This is a genomic window from Inquilinus limosus DSM 16000 (genome assembly GCF_000423185.1).
Classification (GTDB): Bacteria; Pseudomonadota; Alphaproteobacteria; order DSM-16000; family Inquilinaceae; genus Inquilinus; species Inquilinus limosus.
The window spans coordinates 513,244-533,366 of record NZ_AUHM01000002.1 but is presented as its reverse complement, the minus strand read 5'-3'; the positions used below and the strand labels follow the sequence as shown (position 1 = coordinate 533,366).

The following is a 20,123-nucleotide window of genomic DNA, read 5'->3' as shown; positions in this document are numbered from 1 at the left end:
GATCAGCCATGCGCCGGGTGGACGCTGGATCAACCGTCGGTCCGCCGGCTCTTCCCCGGCCGCCGGGTCTTCTCGGCCAGGGCCTCGGCGGCCGCCTCCTCGGGCGAGGCCGGCGGGGCGTCCGCCGCGCCCGGCACCTTGGGGGCCTCGGTCCGCGGCACCGCCGCTGCCGCCGTCGCTGCCTCGGGGATGCGGGACGCCTGCGATGCGGCGCCAGGGATCTGCGGCGCCGCCCCGGCCGGCAACTGCGGCATACCGGAGGCGAGGGGCTGCGGCGGCGCGCCGGCCGACGCCGGCAGCCGCCCGGTGAAGCTGGTGAGCCGCATGGGCGGGAGGTCGGGAAAAGGCACCAGATCCGGCGGCGACGGAAGCATCCCCTGCGCCAGCTCGGTCAGCCCGCCGGGCAGGGCGCCGGCCGCCCGTCCGGCCCGGTGGTCCGTGACCCCTGCCGGCGAGGGCGCCGCCATCTGTTCCATCAGCGGCTGGACCATCCTGTTGGTGGCCTGGCGGAGCGCGATGTCCGTCATGCCGTTGGCCGCCGCCATGGGCGGCGCCGAAACCCTGGTTCCGGAAAACACCATCCGCGTTCTCCCTCTCGCCGGGATCTCCGGTCAGTTCAGGCGGATCAGGGGGCCCTTCTGCGAAATGCCCGTTGCATTCATCTCCAGGGTCGAGCCTGCAGCGTGCTTCTTGATGCTGTTGCGGCCGCCGGTGGTCACGCCCTCCCCGTCGATCTGGACGAAGTTGTCCTCGGCCTGCCACGCCTGGACCTTGGCGTTCGAGTTGATGCCGATGCCGTCGGCGGTCATCTGGATCCGGTGCGCGCCCTCGCCGGCCGCATCCTGCAGGATCGCCTTGCCCTTGGTGTAGACGCCTTCGCCGGTGATCGACACGAAGTTGGCTACATCGCCCTGCACCGCCTGCACCGCCTTGGTCGAGCGGATCTGGACGCCCTGGTCGCTGAGATGGATCGCGTGGCCGCTGCCGAAGGAGATGGTGATGCCCTTGGCATCCATCCGGATCATGCTGCCCAGGTGCTGCAGCACGATGTCCGCGGGCGTCATCGTCGACATCGAGGACTGCACCGTCGTCATGTGCAGCGTCTGCGCCGCCGCCGTGTAGGCATTGCCGACGGTCAGCAGCTTGTTGTTGTTGACAATCTCGCTGGCGTCCTTCTGGGCGTGCAGGAACACCTCCTCGGCGCCGGCCTTGTCCTCGAAGCTCAGCTCGTTGAAGCCGGCGCCGCCGGGGCTGGACGAGGTCTTCAGCGATGTCCGGGTCTTGTGCCCGGGCAGGGACAAGGGCGGCATCATCTCGGCGTTCGGCACGACGCCGACCACCAGCGGCTTGTCCGGATCGCCCTCGACATAGGCGACCAGCACCTCCATGCCGATGCGCGGGATGGTCTGGGCGCCCCAGTTGCGGCCGCCCCAGGGCTGGCTGACGCGCAGCCAGCAGGAATCCCCGTCGTCGCCCTTGGCGTAGCGGTCCCAGGGGAAGCGGACCTTGATGCGGCCGTACCGGTCGGTGTGGATCTCCTCGCCCGGGGGGCCGACCACGGTCGCGGTCTGCACGCCGTCGATCCGCGGCCGGTGCGTCTTCTGCTCGGGGGTATAGGGCACCGCCGCGGGGATGGCGGCGAAGCGGTTCTCGTAGCGGGGCAGCCCGCCGCCGGCATCGTTGGCGTAGGTCGGGTCATAGGCCGCGTGATGCACCGAGACGACGGCGTAATCCGCATTCTCGGCCGCCGCCGGATGGCCGGCGAGGGTGAACTTCTGGCCCGGCTGGATCCGGCGGTTGCCGCCTTCGGCCTGGATCGTCTCGAACCGCGCCTCATGCGCCTCGATCCGGCGCTTGGTGACCTGGTCGGCGCGGTCGCGGTCGGCGAAACGGCCGCCCCAATGGTAGACCTCGAACGGCTTGTTCGAGCCGATCGGCGCCAGCGAGGGCTGGTCCCGCATCTGCGGCGCCCGCGGCATCTCGAAATTCCAGTCCGATTCGGCCAGCCGCCCGGGCAGGAAGCTGAAGCGGCGGGTCCAGGCGGTGACGTCGTTCAGATCGACATCGGTCGTGGTGTAGCGGATCGTCGGCTCTTCGCCCGACGTCCAGGCATGGGCACCGTCCGCGACCACCAGCACATGCCGTCCCGGCGCCCCGTCCTGGCCCGGCTCGTGCCGGAACCACCAGGCCCAGCCCTCCTCCTCCAGCAGACGGAAGACGAAGTTCAGATCCGTCTCGTTGTACTGGACGCAGTATTCGCGCACCGCCTTCGGTCCGATCACCCCCCTGAAGTCGTAGTCGCGGATGTTCGCTTCCGCGAAGATCGTCTCCAGGATCTGCTGCGTCGTCTTGTGCTGGAAGATGCGGCAGTCGGAGGTGTGCCCGAACAGCCAGAGCCAGGGATGGGCCGTGACGGTGTAGGCCCGCATGCCGTCGCCCAGCATCGGGCCGGCCTCCAGCGCGCCGACCACGCCGGACCATTCCCGCCGGCCGCCGCCCGGCAGCTCCAGCGACCAGGAGACCGGCAGGCCGACCATGTCCGCCGGCGTCACGTCCTGACGCTTCGAGCGGACGCGCAGCCGGAACGAGAAGAGCGCGCAGACCTCCTCTTCCCCCTCCATGGCTTCGAGCAGGAAGATATCCGGGCCGATCGGAGTCTCGATCGCCAGAAGACGGCCTTGCTGCGTCAATGATCCGGCAAAATCATAGGCTGTCATCGCGCCCCTCCCCGCAAACGTGGAGGCCCGGACCTCTGAGCGAGGCTGGCCCGACGGTTCTCGGCGACTGGGTCTGCCGATTCCGAACATTAGCGATTAGAGGAGGGAAATGTGGTCTGATTTTGATCCTGTCGGCCCATATAGGGCAGATTGTGGCATCAGAGCCGCTGTGCGGCCCGGACCACCCGGGCCAGGAAGGCGTCGCGGTCCGCCGCGGTGGCGCGGTTCATGTCGTAGAGGGCGATATAGCGCACCGGCGCGCGGGGACGGATCAGGCCTCCCAGCCAGCGCCGCACCAGCTTGCGTGGCGGGTCGCCCATCAGCATGGTGGCCCAGCGCGGGCCGCCATAGGAGACGACCACGGTCAGGGCGCGGATATGCTGCAGGTTCGGATAGGCGCGGCCGTCCTTCAGCACGAAGGAGACGCCGGGCAGCATCACCCGGTCGAACCAGCCCTTCAGGATCGCCGGGAAGCCGAAATTCCACACCGGCGCCATGACCACCAGCGCCTCGGCCCGCAGGAGACGCTCGACATAGGCCTCGACCGGCCGGCGGTTGACCGAGAGGTCGTGGTAGCGCAGGCGCTCCTCCCGGGTCAGGATCGGGTCGAAGCCCTCGGCATAGAGGTCGCAGTCGTCGACCTCGTGCCCGGCCCGGCGCAGCGCCTCGACCACCGCCCGGTGCAGCGCGGCGTGGAAGCTGGTCTCGACCGGATGCGCGAACAGCACCAGGACGCGCATGGGTCAGGTCCCGCCGGGCGGAGAGGCCGGGACCGCCCCCTCACCCGAAATCGCTGCGCGATTTCGACCTCTCCCCGGGGGAGAGGTGAACGGACGCAGCCATCCTTCCCCTCTCCTCGGGGAGAGGGAGGGGCCCATTCGCGGCAGCGAATGGGAGGGTGAGGGGGATGGCACTGGCAGACGCGAGGCACCCATCCTCACCCCGCCGCCTGCAGCCCCGGGAACAGGTAGATGCGGCCGGAGTTCAGGTCGTAGCCGGGATCGTCCCAGCCGATCATCTTGCCGGGGTTCAGGAGGCCACGCGGGTCGGTCTCGCGCTTGAAGGCCAGCTGCACCGCGTCGGTGCGCTTCATCCCGCCTTCCTCCAGCGTGTAGCGGTGCGGGTTGAAGATCAGGCAGCCATGGTCCTCGTGGATGCGGATGATTTCGTCGAGGCGCTCCTCGCTGGTGAAGCGCACGATCGGCAGGCCGGAACAGGTGACGTTGCCGTCGAAGCGGATGATCTCGAGGTGCCCGGGCACCTCGTCGCCGAAGATCCGCGTCATCTCCTCGACCAGCCGCAGATGGTCGGGGAAGGGGTACAGCACCTGCAGATAGGTGATGGTCGGGTCGATCTTGATCGCCCTGAGCGTGGTGTGGTTCCAGGTCAGCTCGTAGAGCGGCGGCAGGCCCTTCTTCTCCTCCTCCGTCGCCGTGTCGGCGCGGAACAGCACCTCGCCCTTCGACCGTTTCATGAAGGCCTCGAAGCCGCCCATGGCGAAGTCGGCCACCATCAGCAGCGCCACCGACTGGTCGCGGCGCAGGAACTTCCGGTGCTTGAGGAAATAGTCGTAGGGCACCGGGGCGGCGACCGGCGCGATCTCCTTCAGCAGCAGCCCGTCGGCGCGGCCGATCTCCTCGCTGAAGCGCACCGCGTCCATCCAGTCGTCGAAGCCGACGATGACGTCGACCCAATCCGGCGCCGCTGTCAGCGGGATCTCGACCTCGGTGATGATGCCGTTGGTGCCGTAGGCGTGTAGCGCCTTCAAGAGGTCCTCGCCGGACAGGTCGAGGATGCGCGGCTCCGCCTCCATGGTGACGAGGCGCACCCGCATGACGTTGCCCAGGTTGCGCAGGCCGCCCCAGCGGATCGACCCGACGCCGCCGGAGCCCCCGGCCAGGAAGCCGCCGATCGTCGCCATCCGGTAGGTCGACGGGAACAGCCGCATCTCCTGCCCGACTCTGGCCCGGGTCTGCACATCCATCTGGGCCAACACCGCGCCGGCCTCGGCTGTCACCGCGCCGGGGCGGATCGCCGTGACCCGGTTCATCCGGGCCAGGTTCAGCACCATGCCGCCGGACAGCGGCATCGCCTGGCCGTAATTGCCGGTGCCGGCGCCGCGCGGCGTCACCGGCACGCCATGGGCATAGGCCGCCTTCAGCGCCTGCACCACCTCGGTCTCCGACGTCGGCGAGACGACGAGGTCGCCGGTGACATGCTCCAGCTGGCGCTTCAGCACCGGCGAGTACCAGAAGAAGTCCTGGCTCTTCTGCTTCACCAGCACCGGGTCCTCGGTGACCGGTAGCCCCTCCAGGTCGCGCTTCAGCGCCGTGAGATCGGTCATCCGTGCTCTCCTTCGGAGGCCAGCAGCGCGTCCAGCTCGCGGTAATCCGGCAGGGTGGTGTCGATGGCGCGGCCGGCACGGATGACGATCCGGTCGGCCTGGGGGCGGGACAGCAGCTCGGTCCAGCTGCGGGCGCGCAGCAGCACCAGGTCGGCGCCGCCGCCGGGGGCCAAGCGGCCGAGCTCGGGCCGGCCCAGCACCACGGCCGGGGTCGCGGTCACCGCCCGCGGCCAGTCGCCGACCGGGTGGTCGAGATGCAGGATGCGCGTCGCCTGGGCATAGACCTCGAGCGCATCGAGGTCGCCATAGGCGTAGAAGGGGTCGCGGGTGTTGTCGGAGGCGACCATCACCGGGATGCCGCGCGCCTTCATCTCGTGCAGCAGCGTCACCCCGCGCCAGCGCGGCGTGGCCCCGGCGTGGCGGTCCTGCAGATACATGTTGCACATCGGCAGGGAGACCACGGCCAGGCCGGCCTCGGCCACCCGGTCCAGCGTGCGGTCGATGACGTCCTCCGGCTGCCGGGCCATGGAGCAGCAATGGCCGACCAGCACCCGGCCGCGGAAGCGGTGGCGGATCGCGGCCTCGGCGATCAGAACCAGCGACTGCGCTGCCGGGTCGCCGGTCTCATCGGCATGGAAGTCGAGGTCGAGCCCGTGCTCGATGGCATGGCGGAACAGCCGGTCGATCCCGGCCTCGACGCCCGGGACCATGTAGGTGACGGCGCCCAGGATGCCGCCATGGGCGCGCACCGTGCGGCTGAGATCGGCGAAATACGGGTCGTCCAGCACCCGGTCGATTCCGACCAGGGCGGAGCCCTGCAGCTCGATCCGCCCGGCCCATTCGTCCCGCAGCGCGGCGAAGACCGGCCAGGAGGCGCGGTGCTGCGGCGGGTCGCTGTCGATATGGGTGCGGATCAGCCGCGTGCCGTGGGCGAAGGCGCAGCGCAGGCTGAACGCCATCCGCGCCCGCACATCCGCCGCCGACCAATGCGCCGCCCGGTCTGTCCGCACGGCGGCGAGCGCGCCTTCGAAGCTGCCGTCCGGGTTCGGCCCGCGAGGCCAGATATGGCCCTTGTCGAGATGGGTGTGCGCCTCGACGAAGGTTGGCCACACCATGCCGCGGTCGAGGTCCAGCGCCGGCAGGCCGTCCGGGTCGGGGCTGCCGGCTGGCTGGATCGCGGCCAGGGTGCCACCGTCGATCGTTAGGTCGGCGCGGGCCAGCCCCTCGGCGTCCGGCCTCAGATCCACGCCCTCGACCAGGCAGGCCGGCACGGTGGCGTTGGTCAGCCGGTAGCGCCGGGCGTCCGGCAGCGTGGCGAAGCCCTGCATGCTCAGTTCTCCCGCCGGACCGCGCTCTCGTGCCAGCGCCGCAGCAGCAGGTGCGACACCAGGCTGGTCAAGGCGAAGATCGCCAGGCCGGTCAGGGTGATCAGGATCAGGGCCGCGAACAGCCGCGGGACGTTCAGCCGCCGCCCGGCCTCGAGGATACGGAAGGCGAGGCCCGACTGGGCCCCGGCCGACCCGGCCGCGAACTCCGCCACCACCGAGCCGATCAGCGCCAGCCCGCCGCCGATCCTGAGGCCAGTGGCGAAATATGGCAGGGCGGCCGGAATGCGCAGATGCAGCAGCGACTGCCAGCGCGAGGCGCCGTACAGCTCGAACAGGTTCAACAGGTTGTGGTCGGTGCTCTTCAGCCCCTGGGTCGTGTTCGACAGGATCGGGAAGAAGGCGACGATGAAGGCGCAGATCAGCAGCACCGATTCGGTCGAGGGCGCGTAGATGATGATCAGCGGCGCGATCGCCACGATCGGCGTCACCTGCAGCACCACGGCATAGGGGTAGAAGGCCAGCTCCAGCCAGCGCGACTGGATGAACAGGATGGCCAGGGCCACGCCGCCGACCAGCGCCGCGGCCAGGGCGGCGAAGGTGATGCCCAGCGTCACCGCAAGGGCGGAGGACAGGATCGGCCAGTCGCCGACCATCGTCGCCGCCACCTCGGTCGGCGCCGGCAGGATGTAGCGCGGCACCTGATAGGCCGTGACGTACCACTGCCACAGCGCCACGAAGGCGGCGAAGGCGATCACCGGCACCGCGATCCGTGCCACCACCGCCCGGAGACGACCTGGGTCGGCCCGCCGGGCCTCGGCGATGGCGGCCTCGTCCTCGGCCTGGATCTCGATCTGCGTCATCGCTGCTCCGCCGCCACCATGATCGCCCGCATCAGCGCGTCCGACACGGTGCGGCAGCGCTCATTGTAGGGCGTGGACATCCTGTACTCGTTGCCGCGCGGGTAGGGGGCGTCGACCGCCACCTCCTCGATCACCCGGCCCGGCCGCGCCGCCATCACCACGATCCGGGTCGACAGGTAGACGGATTCGAACACCGAATGGGTGACGAAGACGATGGTCCAGTTCTGCCCCTGCCACAGCCGCAGCAGGTCGTCGTTCAGCTTGATCCGGGTGATCTCGTCCAGCGCCGCGAAGGGCTCGTCCATCAGCAGCAGCTTCGGCCGGGTGACCAAAGCGCGGGCGATCGACACCCGCATCTTCATGCCGCCCGACAGCTCGCGCGGATAGGCGTCGGCGAAGCGGTCGAGGCCGACCATCGCCAGCGCCTCCATCACCCGATCGCGCGCCGCCGCCCGCGACAGGCCCTTCAGCCGCAGCGGCAGCCACACATTCTTGAACACCGTGGCCCAGGGCATCAGCGTCGGCTCCTGGAACACGAAGCCGACCTCGCCCTCCGGCGCGCTGCGGGCGCCGCCGTTCGGCCAGCGGATGGCGCCGGCGGAGGGGGCGCCGAGCCCGGCGATCAGCCGCAGCGCCGTCGACTTGCCGCAGCCGGACGGCCCGAGCAGGCTGACGAACTCGCCCTCCCGGATGTCGAGAGTCATGGCGGACAGGGCGAGGGTGCCGTTGGCGAAGCGCTTCGACACCCCGTCCAGCGACACCAGGACCCGGCCGCCGGCGGCGGCGCTGTCCCCGGGCGCGGTCAAGCCGGCCGTGTCCACCTCAGCCGCCGGCCAGTTTCTTGTAGAGGTCGAGGCCGATACCCTTGCACACGAAGCGGTTGGTGAAGGCCTTGTTCACGTCCAGCCCGGCGTCCAGCACCCCGGCCTTGACCATGGTGTCGTAGAAGCGCTGGTAGCGCTCTGCACTCTGGCAGCCGATGCCCTGGGTCTCGGCCTCGCCGGCGATGACGATGTGCTGGGCCTTGAGCTGCTCCAGCCCATAGGCCAGCTGCTCGTCCGTCATCTCCGGATTGTCCTTCTTGATCAGGGCGTTGGCCGCGCTGTTGTCGCCGTACAGATAATTGTACCAGCCGATGATCGAGGCATCGACGAAGCGCTGCACCAGGTCGGGGTTCTGGTCGACCAGCGACTGCTGCGCCGCGATGGTGGTGGAATAGGCCTCGTAGCCGTTGTCGGCGAGCAGGAACACTTTCGGTTTCCAGCCGGCCTGCTTCTCGACGTCCCGCGGTTCGGAGGTCAGATAGCCCTGCTGGCCCGATTTCGGGTCGGCGATGAAGGGGGCGGGGTTGAAGGTGTAGGGCTTGTACTGCTCGTCCCGGAAGCCGGGATAGGCCGACTTCAGCCAGCGGAAATAGGTGTCGTAGCCCTCGCCGGACAGGAACAGCGTGTCCAGCTTCGCCAGGTCGCCGATGGTCTCGATCCCCTGGTCGGGATGGGCCATCAGGATCTGCGGGTCCTTCTGGAAGATGGCGCCGACATTGATCACCGGCACCCCTTCCTTGACCGAATCGAAGGCGTCCAGCATGCCGCCCATGAAGAAGTCGATCTGGCCGGCGACGAGGCGCGCCCGGTTCGCCGCCTGCGGCCCGCCCATGACGATGCTGACCTCCAGGCCGAACTTGGCATAGGTGCCGTCCGCCACCGCTTGGTAGAAGCCGCCGTGCTCGGCCTGGGCCAGCCAGTTGGTGCCGAAGCTGACCTTGTCGGCGGCCAAGGCCGCGCCGGCCGCCAGCCCCGCCGTCAGGCCGAAGGCGAGAGCGAGGATCCGTCCGAAGAGTTGCATGAAGCCGATCCCATTGTCGTTTTTCTGCCGCAGCGCCGAAGACGACAGGATGCAACGGCCATGCCATCCGGCCCCGGCCTCACGAACCGCCGAGGCCGCGGCCTGCGCCGCCCATCGGGTGCCCAATCAATGGGCAGCCTAGTCCAGATTTCCGGCACCCGGCAACCTTGTCACCGGCTGGGCAACGCCCTACGGTTCCTTGCCTTTCGCGGGAGACGGACCCCTTGTCGCGCGCCATCACCCCGGCCGGACTCCGGCCGCCCTTCGCCCGCTACAGCCACGCCGTCGAGGTGCCATCGGGCAGTCGCCTCGTGGTCTGCTCCGGCCAGCTCGGCATCGGCCCGGACGAGGCGGTTCCGCCGACGGTCGAGGGCCAGGCCGAGCTGTGCTTCGAGAACATCAAGGTCATCCTGGCCGCGGCGGGGCTGGACCTGTCCCACGTCATCCGCATCAATGCCTTCGTCACCGGGCGGGAACATCTGAAGGGCTACATGGCGGTGCGCGACCGCTATGTCGCCGACCCGCCCCCGGCCTCCACCCTGATGATCGTCTCCGGCTTCTCGCGGCCGGAGTTCCTGGTCGAGGTGGAAGTGATCGCCGCCGGCCCCGCCGCCTGAAAGGACCGCCCATGCTGCCGAAGCGCCACTGGCACGAGATGACGACGCTGGACTTCAGGGACGGCGGGGCGGAGGGCTGGATCGCGGTGCAGCCGGTCTGCGCCATCGAGCAGCACGGGCCGCACCTGCCGGTCTACACCGACACCTGCATCGCCGAGGGCATGGTGCGGCGGGTGCTGGAACTGCTGCCGCAGGACCTGCCGGTGACCTTCCTGCCGATCCAGGCGGTCGGCAAGTCGAACGAACACATCGCCTCGCCCGGCACCCTGACCCTGTCCTGGGAGACGCTGACGCGATACCTGATCGAGATCGGCGAGAGCGTTCGGCGGGCCGGCGTGCGGAAGCTGATCCTGATCAACTCCCACGGCGGCAACGTCCCGATCCTCGACGTGGTGGCGCGCGAGCTGCGGGTCCGGCACGGCATGCTGGCGGTGCATTCGGCCTGGTCGCGCTTCGGCAACCCGGACGGGCTGTTCCCGCCCGAGGAGTCGACCTACGGCATCCATGGCGGCGACATGGAGACCTCGGTGATGCTGCATCTGCGCCCCGACCTGGTGCGGATGGAGCTGGCCGGGGACTTCCGGTCGACCCAGCTGGAGTTCATCCGCGACTTCGCGCATCTGCGGGCGCATGGCGTGTCACAGTTCGGCTGGATGGCGCAGGACCTCAACCCCGGCGGCGCGGTCGGCAACGCCGCCAATGCCACGGCGGAGAAGGGGCGGCGGGTGGTCGACCACCAGGCCGCCGCCTTCGTCGCCCTGTGCCGAGACGTGGACGGCTTCGACCTGTCGCGGCTGTGGTCGGAGTGATCCAACGTCGAGCACTGTCGTTCCAAAGAAGCTGTCCGAGCTACCCCCTCACCCTCCCATTCGCTGACGCGAATGGGCCCCTCCCTCTCCCCGAGGAGAGGGATCTGGAGCGGCGCGTCTTATCACCTCTCCCCTGGGGAGAGGTCGAAATCGCGCAGCGATTTCGGGTGAGGGGGCGACCCCGGCCCATCAGGCCGGCGTGAACACCTCGACCGGCACCCGCACGCCGCGCAGGGTCTGGGGGCCGAGGCAGCGGAAGCGTTCGGGCGCGGCCAGCGCCTCGACGAAGCGGCGGCTGACCACCATCGGCACGTCCAGCGCGCCGCACAGATGCTCGAGCCGGGCGGCCTCGTTCACCGCCGGGCCGATGATGGTGAAGTCCAGCCGCCGGCCCGAGCCGACATTGCCGTACAGCACGTCGCCGACATGCAGCGCCACGTCCAGCGTCATCACCGCCGCGCCCTCGGCGGCGCGGCGCTCGTTGATCGCGGCGATCCGGGCCAGCGCCTCGGTGGCGGCCGCCAGGGCCCGGCCGCAGGTCTCGGCCGGATCGCCTTCGGCGAAGGCGAAGGTGGCCAGCAGGCCGTCGCCCATGAATTTCAGCACCTGCCCTCCGCGCTCCTCGACCGGGGTCGCCAGCGCGTCGAGATAATCGTCCAGCATGGCGACCAGCCGGTCCTGCGGCAGGGTGTCGGCCAGGGCGGTGAAGCCGCGCAGGTCGCCGACCAGGATCGCGGCCGCGATGGTCTCGACCGAGCCGCGGCGGATCTCGCCATGCAGGACCCGGCGGCCGACATCGCCGCCGAGATAGGTGCCCAGCACGGTGCGGAAGGCGGCCAGGTCGATGCCGGCGCGGATGGCGGCCCCGAACACCGGCATCAGCTCGTCGAACGCCCGCACCTCGGCCTCGGTGAAGCCGCCGGGCCGGTCGGTCGCCAGCGTGACCGAGGCGCCGGTGCGCAGCGGGTGCAGCGTGCCGTCGAAGCCGAAGGGGATGATGAAGCAAAGATAGTCGGTGGCGCCGGCGTTGCGGAATTCGGCGAGGATCGGGTACCGCTCCACGCCTTCGCCCCGCTCCAGCCGGTAGCGGGTCAGCGGCACGATGTCGTCGGCCCGGGCGGCGGCGGGATCGGCGGCGGCCTCCCGGGCGGCCAGCACCGCCTCGTAGATCGGGCTGGGGCTGGAGATCCGGCCCCAGGAGCCGTGGCCGTACTCCTCCCTCTCCCGGCCGCCGTCGCGGGTCCAGATCAGGCCGAAGGCCTCCATCTCCGGATGCAGCGTGGTGGCCGAGAGATAGGCCCGCCACAGCGGGATGCCGGCGTCGAGCAGCCGGTCGGCGAAGCCTTCGGCGACGTCCTGGACCGGCCCGGCCATCAGCGCCTGGTTGCCCAGCCACCGCCGCAGGCCGGCCAGGGCGGCGGCCGTCGCGGCGGGCAGGTCACCCACGCGACAGCCCCCGCGCCTCCAGCGCGGCGAGATAGGCGCGCCACAGCTCGTCCTGGCGGGTGGCGAGCTCGTGCAGATAGGTCCAGGAGTAGATGCCGGTGTCGTGGCCGTCGTCGAACACCAGCCGCACCGCATAGTGGCCGACCGGCTCGACCGTCGTGATCGCGACGTTGCGCTTGCCGGCGACGATCGTCTTCTGCGACGGGCCGTGGCCCTGCACCTCGGCCGACGGGCTCTCGACCCGCAGCAGCTCGGCCGACAGGGTGACGTGCAGCCCGTCGTCGAAGCGCAGCTCCAGCACGCGCTCGGCCCGCTTCAGCCGGATCTCGACCGGCCGGGCGGCGCTGCCGGTCAAAGGCGGGCTGCCCATGCTGGCCATGGTCTCAGCGCCGTGCGTCGGGGTCGAGCGGCCGGGCCTCGTCGACCAGCATGATCGGGATGCCGTCGCGGATCGGAAAGGCCAGCCGCGCCCGGTCGGAGATCAGCTCCTGCGCCTTGGCGTCGTAGCGCAGCGGCGTCTTGGTCAGCGGGCAGACCAGCATCTCGAGCAGGCGCGGGTCGACGGCCGTCGGGCTGCTGGGGGCGGAGGGGCCGGTGGCCTCGGGGGTGTCGCTCATGGCACGGGTTTCCGGGAACAGATCCGTCAGTGGCGCACGCGGCCGGCATGGCCGCCATGGATCGCCATCCGGATGATCGATAGCATGACTTCGGTGCGCTCGCAGAGATCCTTCGCCTCGAGCAGCGCCTGCTTCTCCTGCGGCTCGAACGGGCAGATCATGGCCAGCGAGGTGACCAGGCGCTCGTCCGGGGTCTGGCCGATCGCCTCCCAGTCGGCGGACAGGCCGGCGATGCGGAAATAGTCGGCCAGCGCGTGATCCAGCCCGGCGCGGTCGATCGGTGCCGGGGCGGGCCCGGCCATGTCGGCGGCGAAGCCGGCCCAGCCCGGCCGCACCCGGCGATAGCCGCGGCGCTCCTCCAGCTCCTTTTCCACCCGGAACCGGCACAGCCCGGTCAGGGTGATCAGGTAGCGGCCGTCATCGGTCTCGTCGAAGCTGGTGATCCGCCCGGCGCAGCCGACGGCGTAGAGCGGCGGCGGCGCGGCGCCCCAGTTGCCGGGGCGCGGCTGGATCATGCCGATCAGGCGGTTGCCGGCCAGCGCGTCCTCGACCATGGAGAGGTAGCGCGGCTCGAAGATGTTGAGGGGCAGAAGGCCGCGCGGCAGCAGCAGGACCCCGGGCAGGGGAAAGACCGGCAGGTCGGTGCCGAGATCCTCGAAGCTGGGCGCGCGCGGCCCCCTCTTCATGTCTCGATCCGCGTCATGAAAACAGCAGCGAGGACAACCGACGCCGGCCGGAGAGGGTCAAGGGGTCGGTCGGGCCCATGGCCTCGAACAGCTTGACGAGTTGCCTGCGCGCCGCCTGCTCGTTCCATTCGCGGTCGCGGCGGAACAGCTCCAGCAGCTCGTCCACCGCCGCCTCGCGCTGGCCGGCGCCGTAGAGGGCGGTGGACAGCTCGAAGCGGGCCTCGTGGTCGTTCGGGTTGGCCTCCAGCCGCTGGCGCAGCCCGGCCAGGCCGGCGATGGCGGCGGCGCTCTGCTCGGCCAGCTCCAGCGCGCTCTTCGCCGCCAGCACGTCGGCATGGCGGGCCAGGTCGGGGCTCAGGCTCTCCAGGAACTGCTTGGCCTGCCCGGTCTCGCCCAGCGCGATCAGGCAGCGGGCCAGGCCGGCCGCGGCCGGCGCGCTGTCCGGGGCATGCGCCAGGACGTGCTGGTAGATGCCGGCCGCCTCCTCGACATTGCCGGCGTCGAGCACGTTCTTGGCCTCGGCCAGCAGCTGGTCGACATGGTCGTGGGCGTCATGGCCCGCCAGCTGCACCAGCTTGTCGATGAAGCTCTTGACCTGGCTCTCCGGCACCGCGCCCATGAAGCCGTCGACCGGCCGGCCCTGGTAGAAGGCGTAGACCGTCGGCACCGACTGGATGCGCAGCTGCGCCGCCAGGGCCTGGTTCTGATCGATGTCGATCTTGACCAGCCGGACCTTGCCCTGCGCGGCCTGGACCTGCTTCTCCAGGATCGGCCCCAGCGTCTTGCACGGGCCGCACCAGGTGGCCCAGAAGTCGACAATGACCGGCACCTCCATCGAGGCCTCGATCACATCGGCGCGGAAGCCGGCGGTGCTGCTGTCCTTGATCACCGGTGCGGCGCCGCCGGCGGCGGCGTTGAGAAGGGCGTCCATGGCGTTGTCCCAGGTCTGGTATTGATCTGTGCCGAAGGCCGGCGGCGGCAAGCGGCGGCGTCAGCCGCCGGCAGGCGCATCCTCCGCCGGCAGGGTGACGGGGTCGAGATCGACGATATGGGGTTCGTGGCCGCAGCTGGCAATGAAGCCCAGCAGGCCGGCAGGCTCGATCGCCGTGGTCATGGTGTTGACCAGAGGGTGGAAGTGGAGGGTGCCGTGCCGCATCATGTCGGCGTCCAGCACCACGGTCACGCGCCGCGCCGTGTCGTTGATCAGGGCGAAGGGCGTGACCGAGCCGGGGGTGACGCCCAGCGCCTCCATCAGCCGGTCGGGCGATCCGAAGGACAGCCGGCCGGAGTCCAGGAGGTCGCCCAGCGCCTTCAGGTCGACGCGCCGCTCCTCCTCGCACACCACCAGCCATTCCTGCCCCTTCTTGTTGCGCAGGAACAGGTTCTTGGAGTGCCAGCCGGGCAGCAGGCCGCGCAGGTGTCGCGATTCCTCGACCGTGAACACGGCCTCGTGCTCATGCGTCGTGACCGTGAGGCCGAGCGATCGCAGCCGCGCGAACAGGTCCTCCGGCGTGGCGCAGGGCCGGGCGGCGGTGGCGGGCGCGGATGATTCGGCGATGGTGCTGTCGGGCGCGGTCATGGCCGGTGTTATACGAGCCTGCAGCCGGGCTTCCAAGCCCGGCTCCGCCCGGCGTTTCGCCGCGTCGTCGCGGGGCGAAAAAATTTCCGCATTTAGGTGCTTGCAAATCCCGCGGCATCGGATATAACCCGCCACCTCGACGGCGCTGCGGCGCCGACGACGCCAGAGCGGGCGTAGCTCAGGGGTAGAGCACAACCTTGCCAAGGTTGGGGTCGAGGGTTCGAATCCCTTCGCCCGCTCCAGTTTCTCCCAGGAAAATCAGCGACTTAGAGATGGCGGATCCAGGGTCGCCTTGCGCCGTTCGGCGCTGGTCAGCACCTGGTCGACACCGTTCTCATGGCGACCTGAGGTGGTTGGGTCGCCGATGCCGCGCTCGACCAATCCGCGATTGAGAGCGACTCGGACGGCGGCGATACGGCGAGCCGTCAGAACTGTGCTGCAGGCGGGTTCCATCATCGCGGCCGCACTGATCTCCGGCCTCCGCTCGGATCGGCCGGGTGAGGTGATCGCCCGGGTGACGGAGGAAGGCAAGAGGGTCGGCCGGCCCGCCGAAGATCGGATGGCAGGCTCGCTCACGATCCGTGCCGCGGGTGGGGCGAACCGAGCCCGGCCAGGAAGTTCAGCGCGAAGGCGCTGCCGCCGCGGATCCAGGCATCGACATGCCCGGCATCGTCGACAATGAGGATGCGCTTCGGATCGCGCGCGGTATCGAACAGCTGCTGCGCGTGATCGCAGGGGATGACGAGGTCGTCCCGGCCGGCATAGATCGCGACCGGCGCCGCCACGCTTCCGATCTTCCTCAGATTTTCGAACCGGTTGCGGACGAGGAGGCGGACCGGCACGAAGGGGAAACGCCGTGCCGCGACGTCGGCGATGCTGGTGTAGGGCGCCTCGAGGATCAGCGCGGCGACGCGGCCCTCGGCCGCCATCTGCACGGCCACGCCGGATCCGAGCGAATAGCCGTGCGCGACGATCGCGGCGGACCGGCCCTGCAGGAAGTCGAGCGCGGCACGCCCGTCCTCGTACAGGCCCCGTTCCGAGGGACGGCCCGGGTTGCCGCCATAGCCCCGGTATTCCACCTGATACACGCCGTAGCCGGCATCGAGCAGGTCGCGAGCCACATGCGCCCGGTGCGACAGGCTTTCGCCATTGCCGTGGAACAGCAGGAGCGTCGGTTTCCCGGGATCGCGCGGGGGCCGGTGCCAGCCGACGAGATCGAGCCCGTCGCGGGTGCGGACGGTGACGACCTCCATGTCGCCGAGGCCGACCTCGGCCGGTTCGATCCGCTGCAGGTCCACCGGGAAGACCAGCCGCCCCTGCAGCCCATAGAGCAGCAGGATGGCCAGGGCGTAGATCGCGGCCGCAACGGCCGCCACCTCTATGGCGACGGACCACATGCCGCTGCGGGAGAGGCGCCATGATCGGCCGGTCCGACGACCTCGATGCCCAGCGCCGGGCCCCGCCGCCGCGCCAGCGCCTCGAACCGTTCCGGCGAAAGCGGCGGCGGCAGATCGAACGGCATCCCGAGCTCGGCGAGCGCCTCGTGGAACCGGATGAAGGTGGCGAAGTCGCGCGGGTAGCGCGCCTCGTCCACGCCGAGGAAGCGGCCCTTGCGGGCACGGCCGAGAAGCCGGCGCCAGTCGTCGATGCCGACCACGCCGACGCCCTCGGTGCCGTGCGAGAACAGCATCAGGTCGATCTCGTCGAAGGGCGGACCTCGTCCAGCAACTGCCGCAGCACGCGGGCGGACCGCTCGACGCAGAACAGCAGCCACAGCGGCAGGGCCCTGAGCCGCAGCGCGCGATAGGGGTCGAGCAGCACGAAGCTGCCCACGATCAGGCGCGTCGGCTCATAGCCGAGATCGCGATACCAGGCGCGATGGATGGCCACCGTCAGCAGGCTGAGCGCCTCCGGATCCTCGAAGCGCAGGCGCACCAGGCGCCAGCCCTGCGCCTCCGCCAGTGCAGACAGCTCGCTGAGCAGGTTCGGGTCGAAGCCCCATTCCGCCTCCGGCGCGAGATCGTTCGGCTCGGGTGGGTTCCAGCCGGTGCGTGGCACCCGGTAGCGCGCGAGATAGGCGCGCACCCGGTCGCCGCCGCGAACATACTCCTCCGCCTCCATGCCCCCCACCGCCCCGAACTGGAACACCGAGCGCTCGCTGGTCCGGGTCACCGGCCAGGCGCGGCTGCATTCGTCGAGATAGAGCGTCGCCCCGGGCGGCAGATGCCGCATCAGGAAGTCCCGGTAGGCGGCGGGCAGCGCGCGATGCTTCAGCCGAAAATAGCGCATCGTCTTCAGCATCAGGCGATCCTGGTTCGGATCGTGCATGTGATGCACCGTCATGGCCGGCTGCGCCTTCAGGAAGGCCTCGACGATGCCGCGTCCCTGGGTGAAGGCGTCCTGCACGTCGTCCGGATCGCTCCATGGGGAACGCACCGGGCACAGGAAGGTCTGGGGCAGCCATGGCGCGCCCAGGGCCGCCGCGAGATGCACCAAAGCACCGTTCGAAGAACCGATGAAGGCGGCGGGATAGGGCCGTCGCGGGAACAGCCCGGTGATCCATTCGGAGATGGCGTCGAAGGGCAGGCGGGCGACGCGGCCGGGGGCGACCGCCTCGGTCATTCCGCCGACCGAATAGGCCAGCTCGCGGGCGCGGCGGGGCAGGCGGTTCACGACGTGCATGGTCCGGTCCAGCAGCGGCGATCCGCTGAGGCTCGCCACATCGCGCCCATGCAGGAAGGCGCCGACCGCCTGCGCCATTGCCGTGGCGGAATCGAAGCGGGCGATTCCCGAGGGCGAACCGCTCATCCCGCGCGCCTGTCGAGCAAGGCCGTGCGGTCGGCCAGCAGGAACGGCAGGATTGCGCGCGCCATCCGGTCGGGGAAGGCGTAGTTCATGGTGTGGGTGGCGCCCGCGACGACCACCAGCCGCCCGTTCGGCAGCAGGGCCGCGGCGCGTTCGGCCCAGGCCTGGGGAACGACGGGATCGCGCGAGCCCCGCACGACCAGGGTGGGGGCGGCGACCAGCGGCAGCCTGTCCTCGATCCGGTCCCGGATCAGGATGCGTATGGTGGCGAAGGCGCGCCGAAGCCCGGCCTTGGCATAGTCGATCCGGGCGATGCGCCCGATCCCTCCGGGTTCCCGCCGCCCGTTGACCAGATCGCGCCAGATCTGGACCGGCAGGCTGCGGGCGTCCGGATCGGTGGTCGGGCCCTGCAGCACCAGGCGGTCGACGACCTCGGGGTGGCGGATCGCCAGCGTGGCCAGGACCTGGCAGCCGAAGGAATTGCCGATGAAGCTCGCCCGCGCGATGCCGCAGGCGCCGAGCCAGGCATGCAGGGCGTCCGCCAGGCCGGCGAGGTCGAGGGCCCGCGGAGGCTTGTCGCTTTCGCCGAAGCCGGGAAGGTCGGGCGCCAGCACCGGCAAGGCGGGGCTGAGGGACAGGGCGAGAGGCTCCATATAGCGGCTGGAGACGACGAGCCCGTGGACGAGGATGACCGGTGGTCGACCGTCCGCCGCCGGCGAAGGCCTCGCCACGCGCGAGAACATCCGGAAGGGCCCGGCATCCGTGAACCTGCCTTCGATCCCCGCGCGCCGGGCTTCCCCGGTGATCGCGGGCGTCCGCTTCAGCGACCGCCACCAATCCGCGAGGGCGGCGGCGCCGAACACGGCGGCCCCGACCGACAATGCGGTCACCAGCCCGGTTCCGGCAGGGCGACGATCATCGAGAGCCCGACCCCGCTGCATCTTCGCGGCCTCAGGCGCCCTGGCCCTGTCGTCGGCCTTCGATCGGTGGCATCGAAGCCTTCTCCCGCGTTCTGTCGACCGAGTGACAACCGTCCCGCCGGATGCGCCGTTCCACCTGCCACGGGCCGAAGCCGGCCGGCGCTCCACCGCGCCCGCTTCCGAACGGCTCCGGTCGACACCCCCTCCGACGGATATCCGCTCTCGGGCGGTCGAGACGATGCCCTGACGCCGGTTCTCCGCCTCAGGCCGCGCGGAGCAAGGCCTCCGCTGCGGTCGCGAGCACCTGGCAGCCGAGGACGAGATCCGGATCCGCCGTGTTCTCCGTCCAGTGATGGCTGATGCCGCCGATGCTGGGCACGAAGAGCATGCCTGCGGGCAGGCGCCTGGCGAGATACTGGGCATCGTGGCCAGCGCCGCTCGGCATCCGCATGGCGCTGCCGGGCGCGTGGCGCTCCGCCGCCTGGTCCAAGGCCGCCTGGACGGGCTCGGCCATGACGTTCGGGGTCGAGCGCGACAGGGGACGCAGGCTCGCCCGACACGGACCGGCGGCGTCGGACTGCGCCACCAGCTCTTCGAGCGCTTGCTCCATGCTGCGCAGGCGCTCGGGATCGGCGTCGCGGAACTGGAAGATCATCTCGGCGCGACCCGGAATGACGCTGGCCGCCCCGGGTTCCAGCCGGATGCGCCCGGTCGTCCAGACCGAGAGCGGGCCTGCGACGTCGGGAAAGCGCTTCGCGATCGCGTGGCACAGCTCGGTGAGCGCGAGGCCGGCATCCTTGCGCGCACCCATGCGGGTCGTGCCGGCATGGTTCTGCTGGCCTTCGAAGGTGATGGCATAGGTCCAGATGCCGACGATGCTGGTCACCACGCCGATCCGCTTGCCCGAGCTCTCGAGGGTATCGCCCTGCTCGATATGCGCCTCGATGAAGCCGACATGCCGGCCGGGCTCGAGGACATAGCGCGGCCGGCCCGCATACCCGGCCTCCGCCAGCGCGTCCTGGAGCGGCTGGCCGGTCGTCCGGTTGACCGCTGTCGCGATATCGCCTTCGGACAGCTCGCCGATGAAGGACCGGCTGCCGAGGAAGGACCCGAAATGCCCCTCCTCGTCGGCGAAGACGGCGACCTCGATGCCGAGATCGCGGCAGGTCGGATCCTGGCGGAAGGCGCGGGCAACCTCGAGGCCGTAGATCACGCCCATCGCGCCGTCGAGCCAGCCGGCGTGGGGCTGGCTCTCCAGGTGGGAGCCGATCAGCAGCTTCGGACCCTTGGCCGGGCTGGCCGACATGATGTTGCCGATGCCGTCGATTTCGGCGGCGAGCCCAGCCTCCTGCAGCCGTTCCACGAGCCACTGCCGCGCCGCGACATCCTGCGGCGAATAGGTCGGCCGATGCACGCCGCTCTTGTAGCGGCCGAACTCGGCGAGTTGGCGCAGGTCGCGCAAGAGGCGTGGACCGTCGATCTCGGGCATTCCCGGGGCCTCCATGCAGCATGTTCAACGGGCGCCTTCGTTGGCGTTGTCGGCCCGGACC

Annotated in this window: 21 protein-coding genes and 1 tRNA gene; 3 read left to right on the top strand and 19 right to left on the bottom strand. The window is 70.3% G+C overall.

The features are described from left to right. Window positions 1-29: 29 nt before the first annotated feature. The 8 genes from G537_RS0106550 to G537_RS0106515 form a co-directional block, all read right to left on the bottom strand. Window positions 30-581: a hypothetical protein gene (locus G537_RS0106550; protein ID WP_155888526.1), complete on the bottom strand. Its 552-nt coding sequence runs from the start codon at window positions 579-581 to the stop codon at window positions 30-32. Window positions 582-611: 30 nt separating this feature from the next. Next, the gene (locus G537_RS36770; RefSeq protein ID WP_155888525.1) at window positions 612-2,717 is read right to left on the bottom strand and encodes a type VI secretion system Vgr family protein; all 2,106 of its coding nucleotides are present in this window, start codon (window positions 2,715-2,717) and stop codon (window positions 612-614) included. Between the two features lie 158 nt (window positions 2,718-2,875). Next, window positions 2,876-3,457 (bottom strand): NAD(P)H-dependent oxidoreductase, encoded by a 582-nt coding sequence (locus G537_RS0106540; protein WP_026869416.1) that lies wholly within the window; start codon window positions 3,455-3,457, stop codon window positions 2,876-2,878. A gap of 197 nt (window positions 3,458-3,654) precedes the next feature. Then, window positions 3,655-5,061 (bottom strand): FAD-binding oxidoreductase, encoded by a 1,407-nt coding sequence (locus G537_RS0106535; protein WP_026869415.1) that lies wholly within the window; start codon window positions 5,059-5,061, stop codon window positions 3,655-3,657. Further along, complete coding sequence (locus tag G537_RS0106530) at window positions 5,058-6,389, bottom strand: cytosine deaminase (RefSeq protein WP_026869414.1); 1,332 nt, start codon at window positions 6,387-6,389, stop codon at window positions 5,058-5,060. The genes G537_RS0106535 and G537_RS0106530 overlap by 4 nt, the downstream gene beginning before the upstream one ends. A gap of 2 nt (window positions 6,390-6,391) precedes the next feature. Beyond that, window positions 6,392-7,249: an ABC transporter permease gene (locus tag G537_RS0106525; RefSeq protein ID WP_026869413.1), complete on the bottom strand. Its 858-nt coding sequence runs from the start codon at window positions 7,247-7,249 to the stop codon at window positions 6,392-6,394. Continuing rightward, a complete protein-coding gene (locus G537_RS0106520) occupies window positions 7,246-8,055 on the bottom strand; it encodes an ABC transporter ATP-binding protein (RefSeq protein ID WP_051248099.1) in 810 nt (269 codons plus the stop codon). Before G537_RS0106520 ends, G537_RS0106525 begins: the two co-directional genes overlap by 4 nt. Window positions 8,056-8,071: 16 nt before the next feature. Then, window positions 8,072-9,094, bottom strand: a complete 1,023-nt coding sequence (locus G537_RS0106515) for an ABC transporter substrate-binding protein (protein WP_026869411.1) — start codon at window positions 9,092-9,094, stop codon at window positions 8,072-8,074. Between the two features lie 224 nt (window positions 9,095-9,318). On the opposite strand from G537_RS0106515, the gene G537_RS0106510 reads away from it, so the two are divergent. Beyond that, window positions 9,319-9,711, top strand: a complete 393-nt coding sequence (locus tag G537_RS0106510; RefSeq protein ID WP_026869410.1) for a RidA family protein — start codon at window positions 9,319-9,321, stop codon at window positions 9,709-9,711. Window positions 9,712-9,722: 11 nt separating this feature from the next. Beyond that, on the top strand, window positions 9,723-10,520 hold the full coding sequence (locus G537_RS0106505) for a creatininase family protein (RefSeq protein WP_026869409.1): 798 nt from the start codon (window positions 9,723-9,725) through the stop codon (window positions 10,518-10,520). Window positions 10,521-10,709: 189 nt separating this feature from the next. On the opposite strand, the gene G537_RS36765 is transcribed toward G537_RS0106505, so the two are convergent. Genes G537_RS36765 through G537_RS36760 form a run of 6 tightly spaced genes read right to left on the bottom strand, consistent with a single transcriptional unit; the run spans window position 10,710 to window position 14,848 of the window. Further along, window positions 10,710-11,966 (bottom strand): adenylate/guanylate cyclase domain-containing protein, encoded by a 1,257-nt coding sequence (locus tag G537_RS36765; RefSeq protein WP_051248022.1) that lies wholly within the window; start codon window positions 11,964-11,966, stop codon window positions 10,710-10,712. Then, on the bottom strand, window positions 11,959-12,345 hold the full coding sequence (locus G537_RS0106495) for a gamma-butyrobetaine hydroxylase family protein (RefSeq protein WP_051248019.1): 387 nt from the start codon (window positions 12,343-12,345) through the stop codon (window positions 11,959-11,961). Before G537_RS0106495 ends, G537_RS36765 begins: the two co-directional genes overlap by 8 nt. A 4-nt stretch (window positions 12,346-12,349) precedes the next feature. Next, window positions 12,350-12,583: a Trm112 family protein gene (locus G537_RS0106490; protein ID WP_026869407.1), complete on the bottom strand. Its 234-nt coding sequence runs from the start codon at window positions 12,581-12,583 to the stop codon at window positions 12,350-12,352. Between the two features lie 26 nt (window positions 12,584-12,609). Then, on the bottom strand, window positions 12,610-13,269 hold the full coding sequence (locus tag G537_RS0106485) for an LON peptidase substrate-binding domain-containing protein (RefSeq protein WP_026869406.1): 660 nt from the start codon (window positions 13,267-13,269) through the stop codon (window positions 12,610-12,612). Between the two features lie 13 nt (window positions 13,270-13,282). Further along, window positions 13,283-14,200 carry a thioredoxin gene (gene trxA / locus G537_RS0106480; protein WP_026869405.1) on the bottom strand — a complete coding sequence of 306 codons (918 nt, stop codon included), beginning with the start codon at window positions 14,198-14,200 and terminating at the stop codon, window positions 13,283-13,285. A 60-nt stretch (window positions 14,201-14,260) separates the two neighbouring features. Further along, window positions 14,261-14,848, bottom strand: a complete 588-nt coding sequence (locus tag G537_RS36760; protein ID WP_081688624.1) for a prolyl-tRNA synthetase associated domain-containing protein — start codon at window positions 14,846-14,848, stop codon at window positions 14,261-14,263. A 167-nt stretch (window positions 14,849-15,015) separates the two neighbouring features. On the opposite strand from G537_RS36760, the gene G537_RS0106470 reads away from it, so the two are divergent. Continuing rightward, window positions 15,016-15,090, top strand: a tRNA-Gly gene (locus G537_RS0106470). 330 nt (window positions 15,091-15,420) lie between these two features. Here G537_RS0106470 and G537_RS0106465 read toward each other — a convergent pair. The 5 genes from G537_RS0106465 to G537_RS36745 all read right to left on the bottom strand — a co-directional run bounded on the left by G537_RS0106465 (window position 15,421) and on the right by G537_RS36745 (window position 20,062). Continuing rightward, on the bottom strand, window positions 15,421-16,224 hold the full coding sequence (locus G537_RS0106465) for an alpha/beta hydrolase (RefSeq protein ID WP_211230304.1): 804 nt from the start codon (window positions 16,222-16,224) through the stop codon (window positions 15,421-15,423). A gap of 2 nt (window positions 16,225-16,226) precedes the next feature. Next, the gene (locus G537_RS44650; RefSeq protein ID WP_211230303.1) at window positions 16,227-16,538 is read right to left on the bottom strand and encodes a hypothetical protein; all 312 of its coding nucleotides are present in this window, start codon (window positions 16,536-16,538) and stop codon (window positions 16,227-16,229) included. After that, complete coding sequence (locus G537_RS36755) at window positions 16,538-17,656, bottom strand: hypothetical protein (RefSeq protein ID WP_211230302.1); 1,119 nt, start codon at window positions 17,654-17,656, stop codon at window positions 16,538-16,540. The genes G537_RS44650 and G537_RS36755 overlap by 1 nt, the downstream gene beginning before the upstream one ends. Continuing rightward, a complete protein-coding gene (locus tag G537_RS36750) occupies window positions 17,653-18,543 on the bottom strand; it encodes an alpha/beta fold hydrolase (RefSeq protein ID WP_211230301.1) in 891 nt (296 codons plus the stop codon). The genes G537_RS36755 and G537_RS36750 overlap by 4 nt, the downstream gene beginning before the upstream one ends. A gap of 292 nt (window positions 18,544-18,835) precedes the next feature. Then, complete coding sequence (locus G537_RS36745) at window positions 18,836-20,062, bottom strand: Zn-dependent hydrolase (RefSeq protein WP_034850733.1); 1,227 nt, start codon at window positions 20,060-20,062, stop codon at window positions 18,836-18,838. Between the last annotated feature and the right edge of the window lie 61 nt (window positions 20,063-20,123).

Coding starts and splice junctions, on each gene's coding strand:
- G537_RS0106550 (WP_155888526.1), bottom strand. CDS start 581: ATGGTGTTTTCCGGAACCAGGGTTTCGGCGCCGCCCATGGCGGCGGCC.
- G537_RS36770 (WP_155888525.1), bottom strand. CDS start 2,717: ATGACAGCCTATGATTTTGCCGGATCATTGACGCAGCAAGGCCGTCTT.
- G537_RS0106540 (WP_026869416.1), bottom strand. CDS start 3,457: ATGCGCGTCCTGGTGCTGTTCGCGCATCCGGTCGAGACCAGCTTCCAC.
- G537_RS0106535 (WP_026869415.1), bottom strand. CDS start 5,061: ATGACCGATCTCACGGCGCTGAAGCGCGACCTGGAGGGGCTACCGGTC.
- G537_RS0106530 (WP_026869414.1), bottom strand. CDS start 6,389: ATGCAGGGCTTCGCCACGCTGCCGGACGCCCGGCGCTACCGGCTGACC.
- G537_RS0106525 (WP_026869413.1), bottom strand. CDS start 7,249: ATGACGCAGATCGAGATCCAGGCCGAGGACGAGGCCGCCATCGCCGAG.
- G537_RS0106515 (WP_026869411.1), bottom strand. CDS start 9,094: ATGCAACTCTTCGGACGGATCCTCGCTCTCGCCTTCGGCCTGACGGCG.
- G537_RS0106505 (WP_026869409.1), top strand. CDS start 9,723: ATGCTGCCGAAGCGCCACTGGCACGAGATGACGACGCTGGACTTCAGG.
- G537_RS0106495 (WP_051248019.1), bottom strand. CDS start 12,345: ATGGCCAGCATGGGCAGCCCGCCTTTGACCGGCAGCGCCGCCCGGCCG.
- G537_RS0106490 (WP_026869407.1), bottom strand. CDS start 12,583: ATGAGCGACACCCCCGAGGCCACCGGCCCCTCCGCCCCCAGCAGCCCG.
- G537_RS0106485 (WP_026869406.1), bottom strand. CDS start 13,269: ATGAAGAGGGGGCCGCGCGCGCCCAGCTTCGAGGATCTCGGCACCGAC.
- trxA (WP_026869405.1), bottom strand. CDS start 14,200: ATGGACGCCCTTCTCAACGCCGCCGCCGGCGGCGCCGCACCGGTGATC.
- G537_RS36760 (WP_081688624.1), bottom strand. CDS start 14,848: ATGACCGCGCCCGACAGCACCATCGCCGAATCATCCGCGCCCGCCACC.
- G537_RS44650 (WP_211230303.1), bottom strand. CDS start 16,538: ATGCTGTTCTCGCACGGCACCGAGGGCGTCGGCGTGGTCGGCATCGAC.
- G537_RS36755 (WP_211230302.1), bottom strand. CDS start 17,656: ATGAGCGGTTCGCCCTCGGGAATCGCCCGCTTCGATTCCGCCACGGCA.
- G537_RS36745 (WP_034850733.1), bottom strand. CDS start 20,062: ATGCCCGAGATCGACGGTCCACGCCTCTTGCGCGACCTGCGCCAACTC.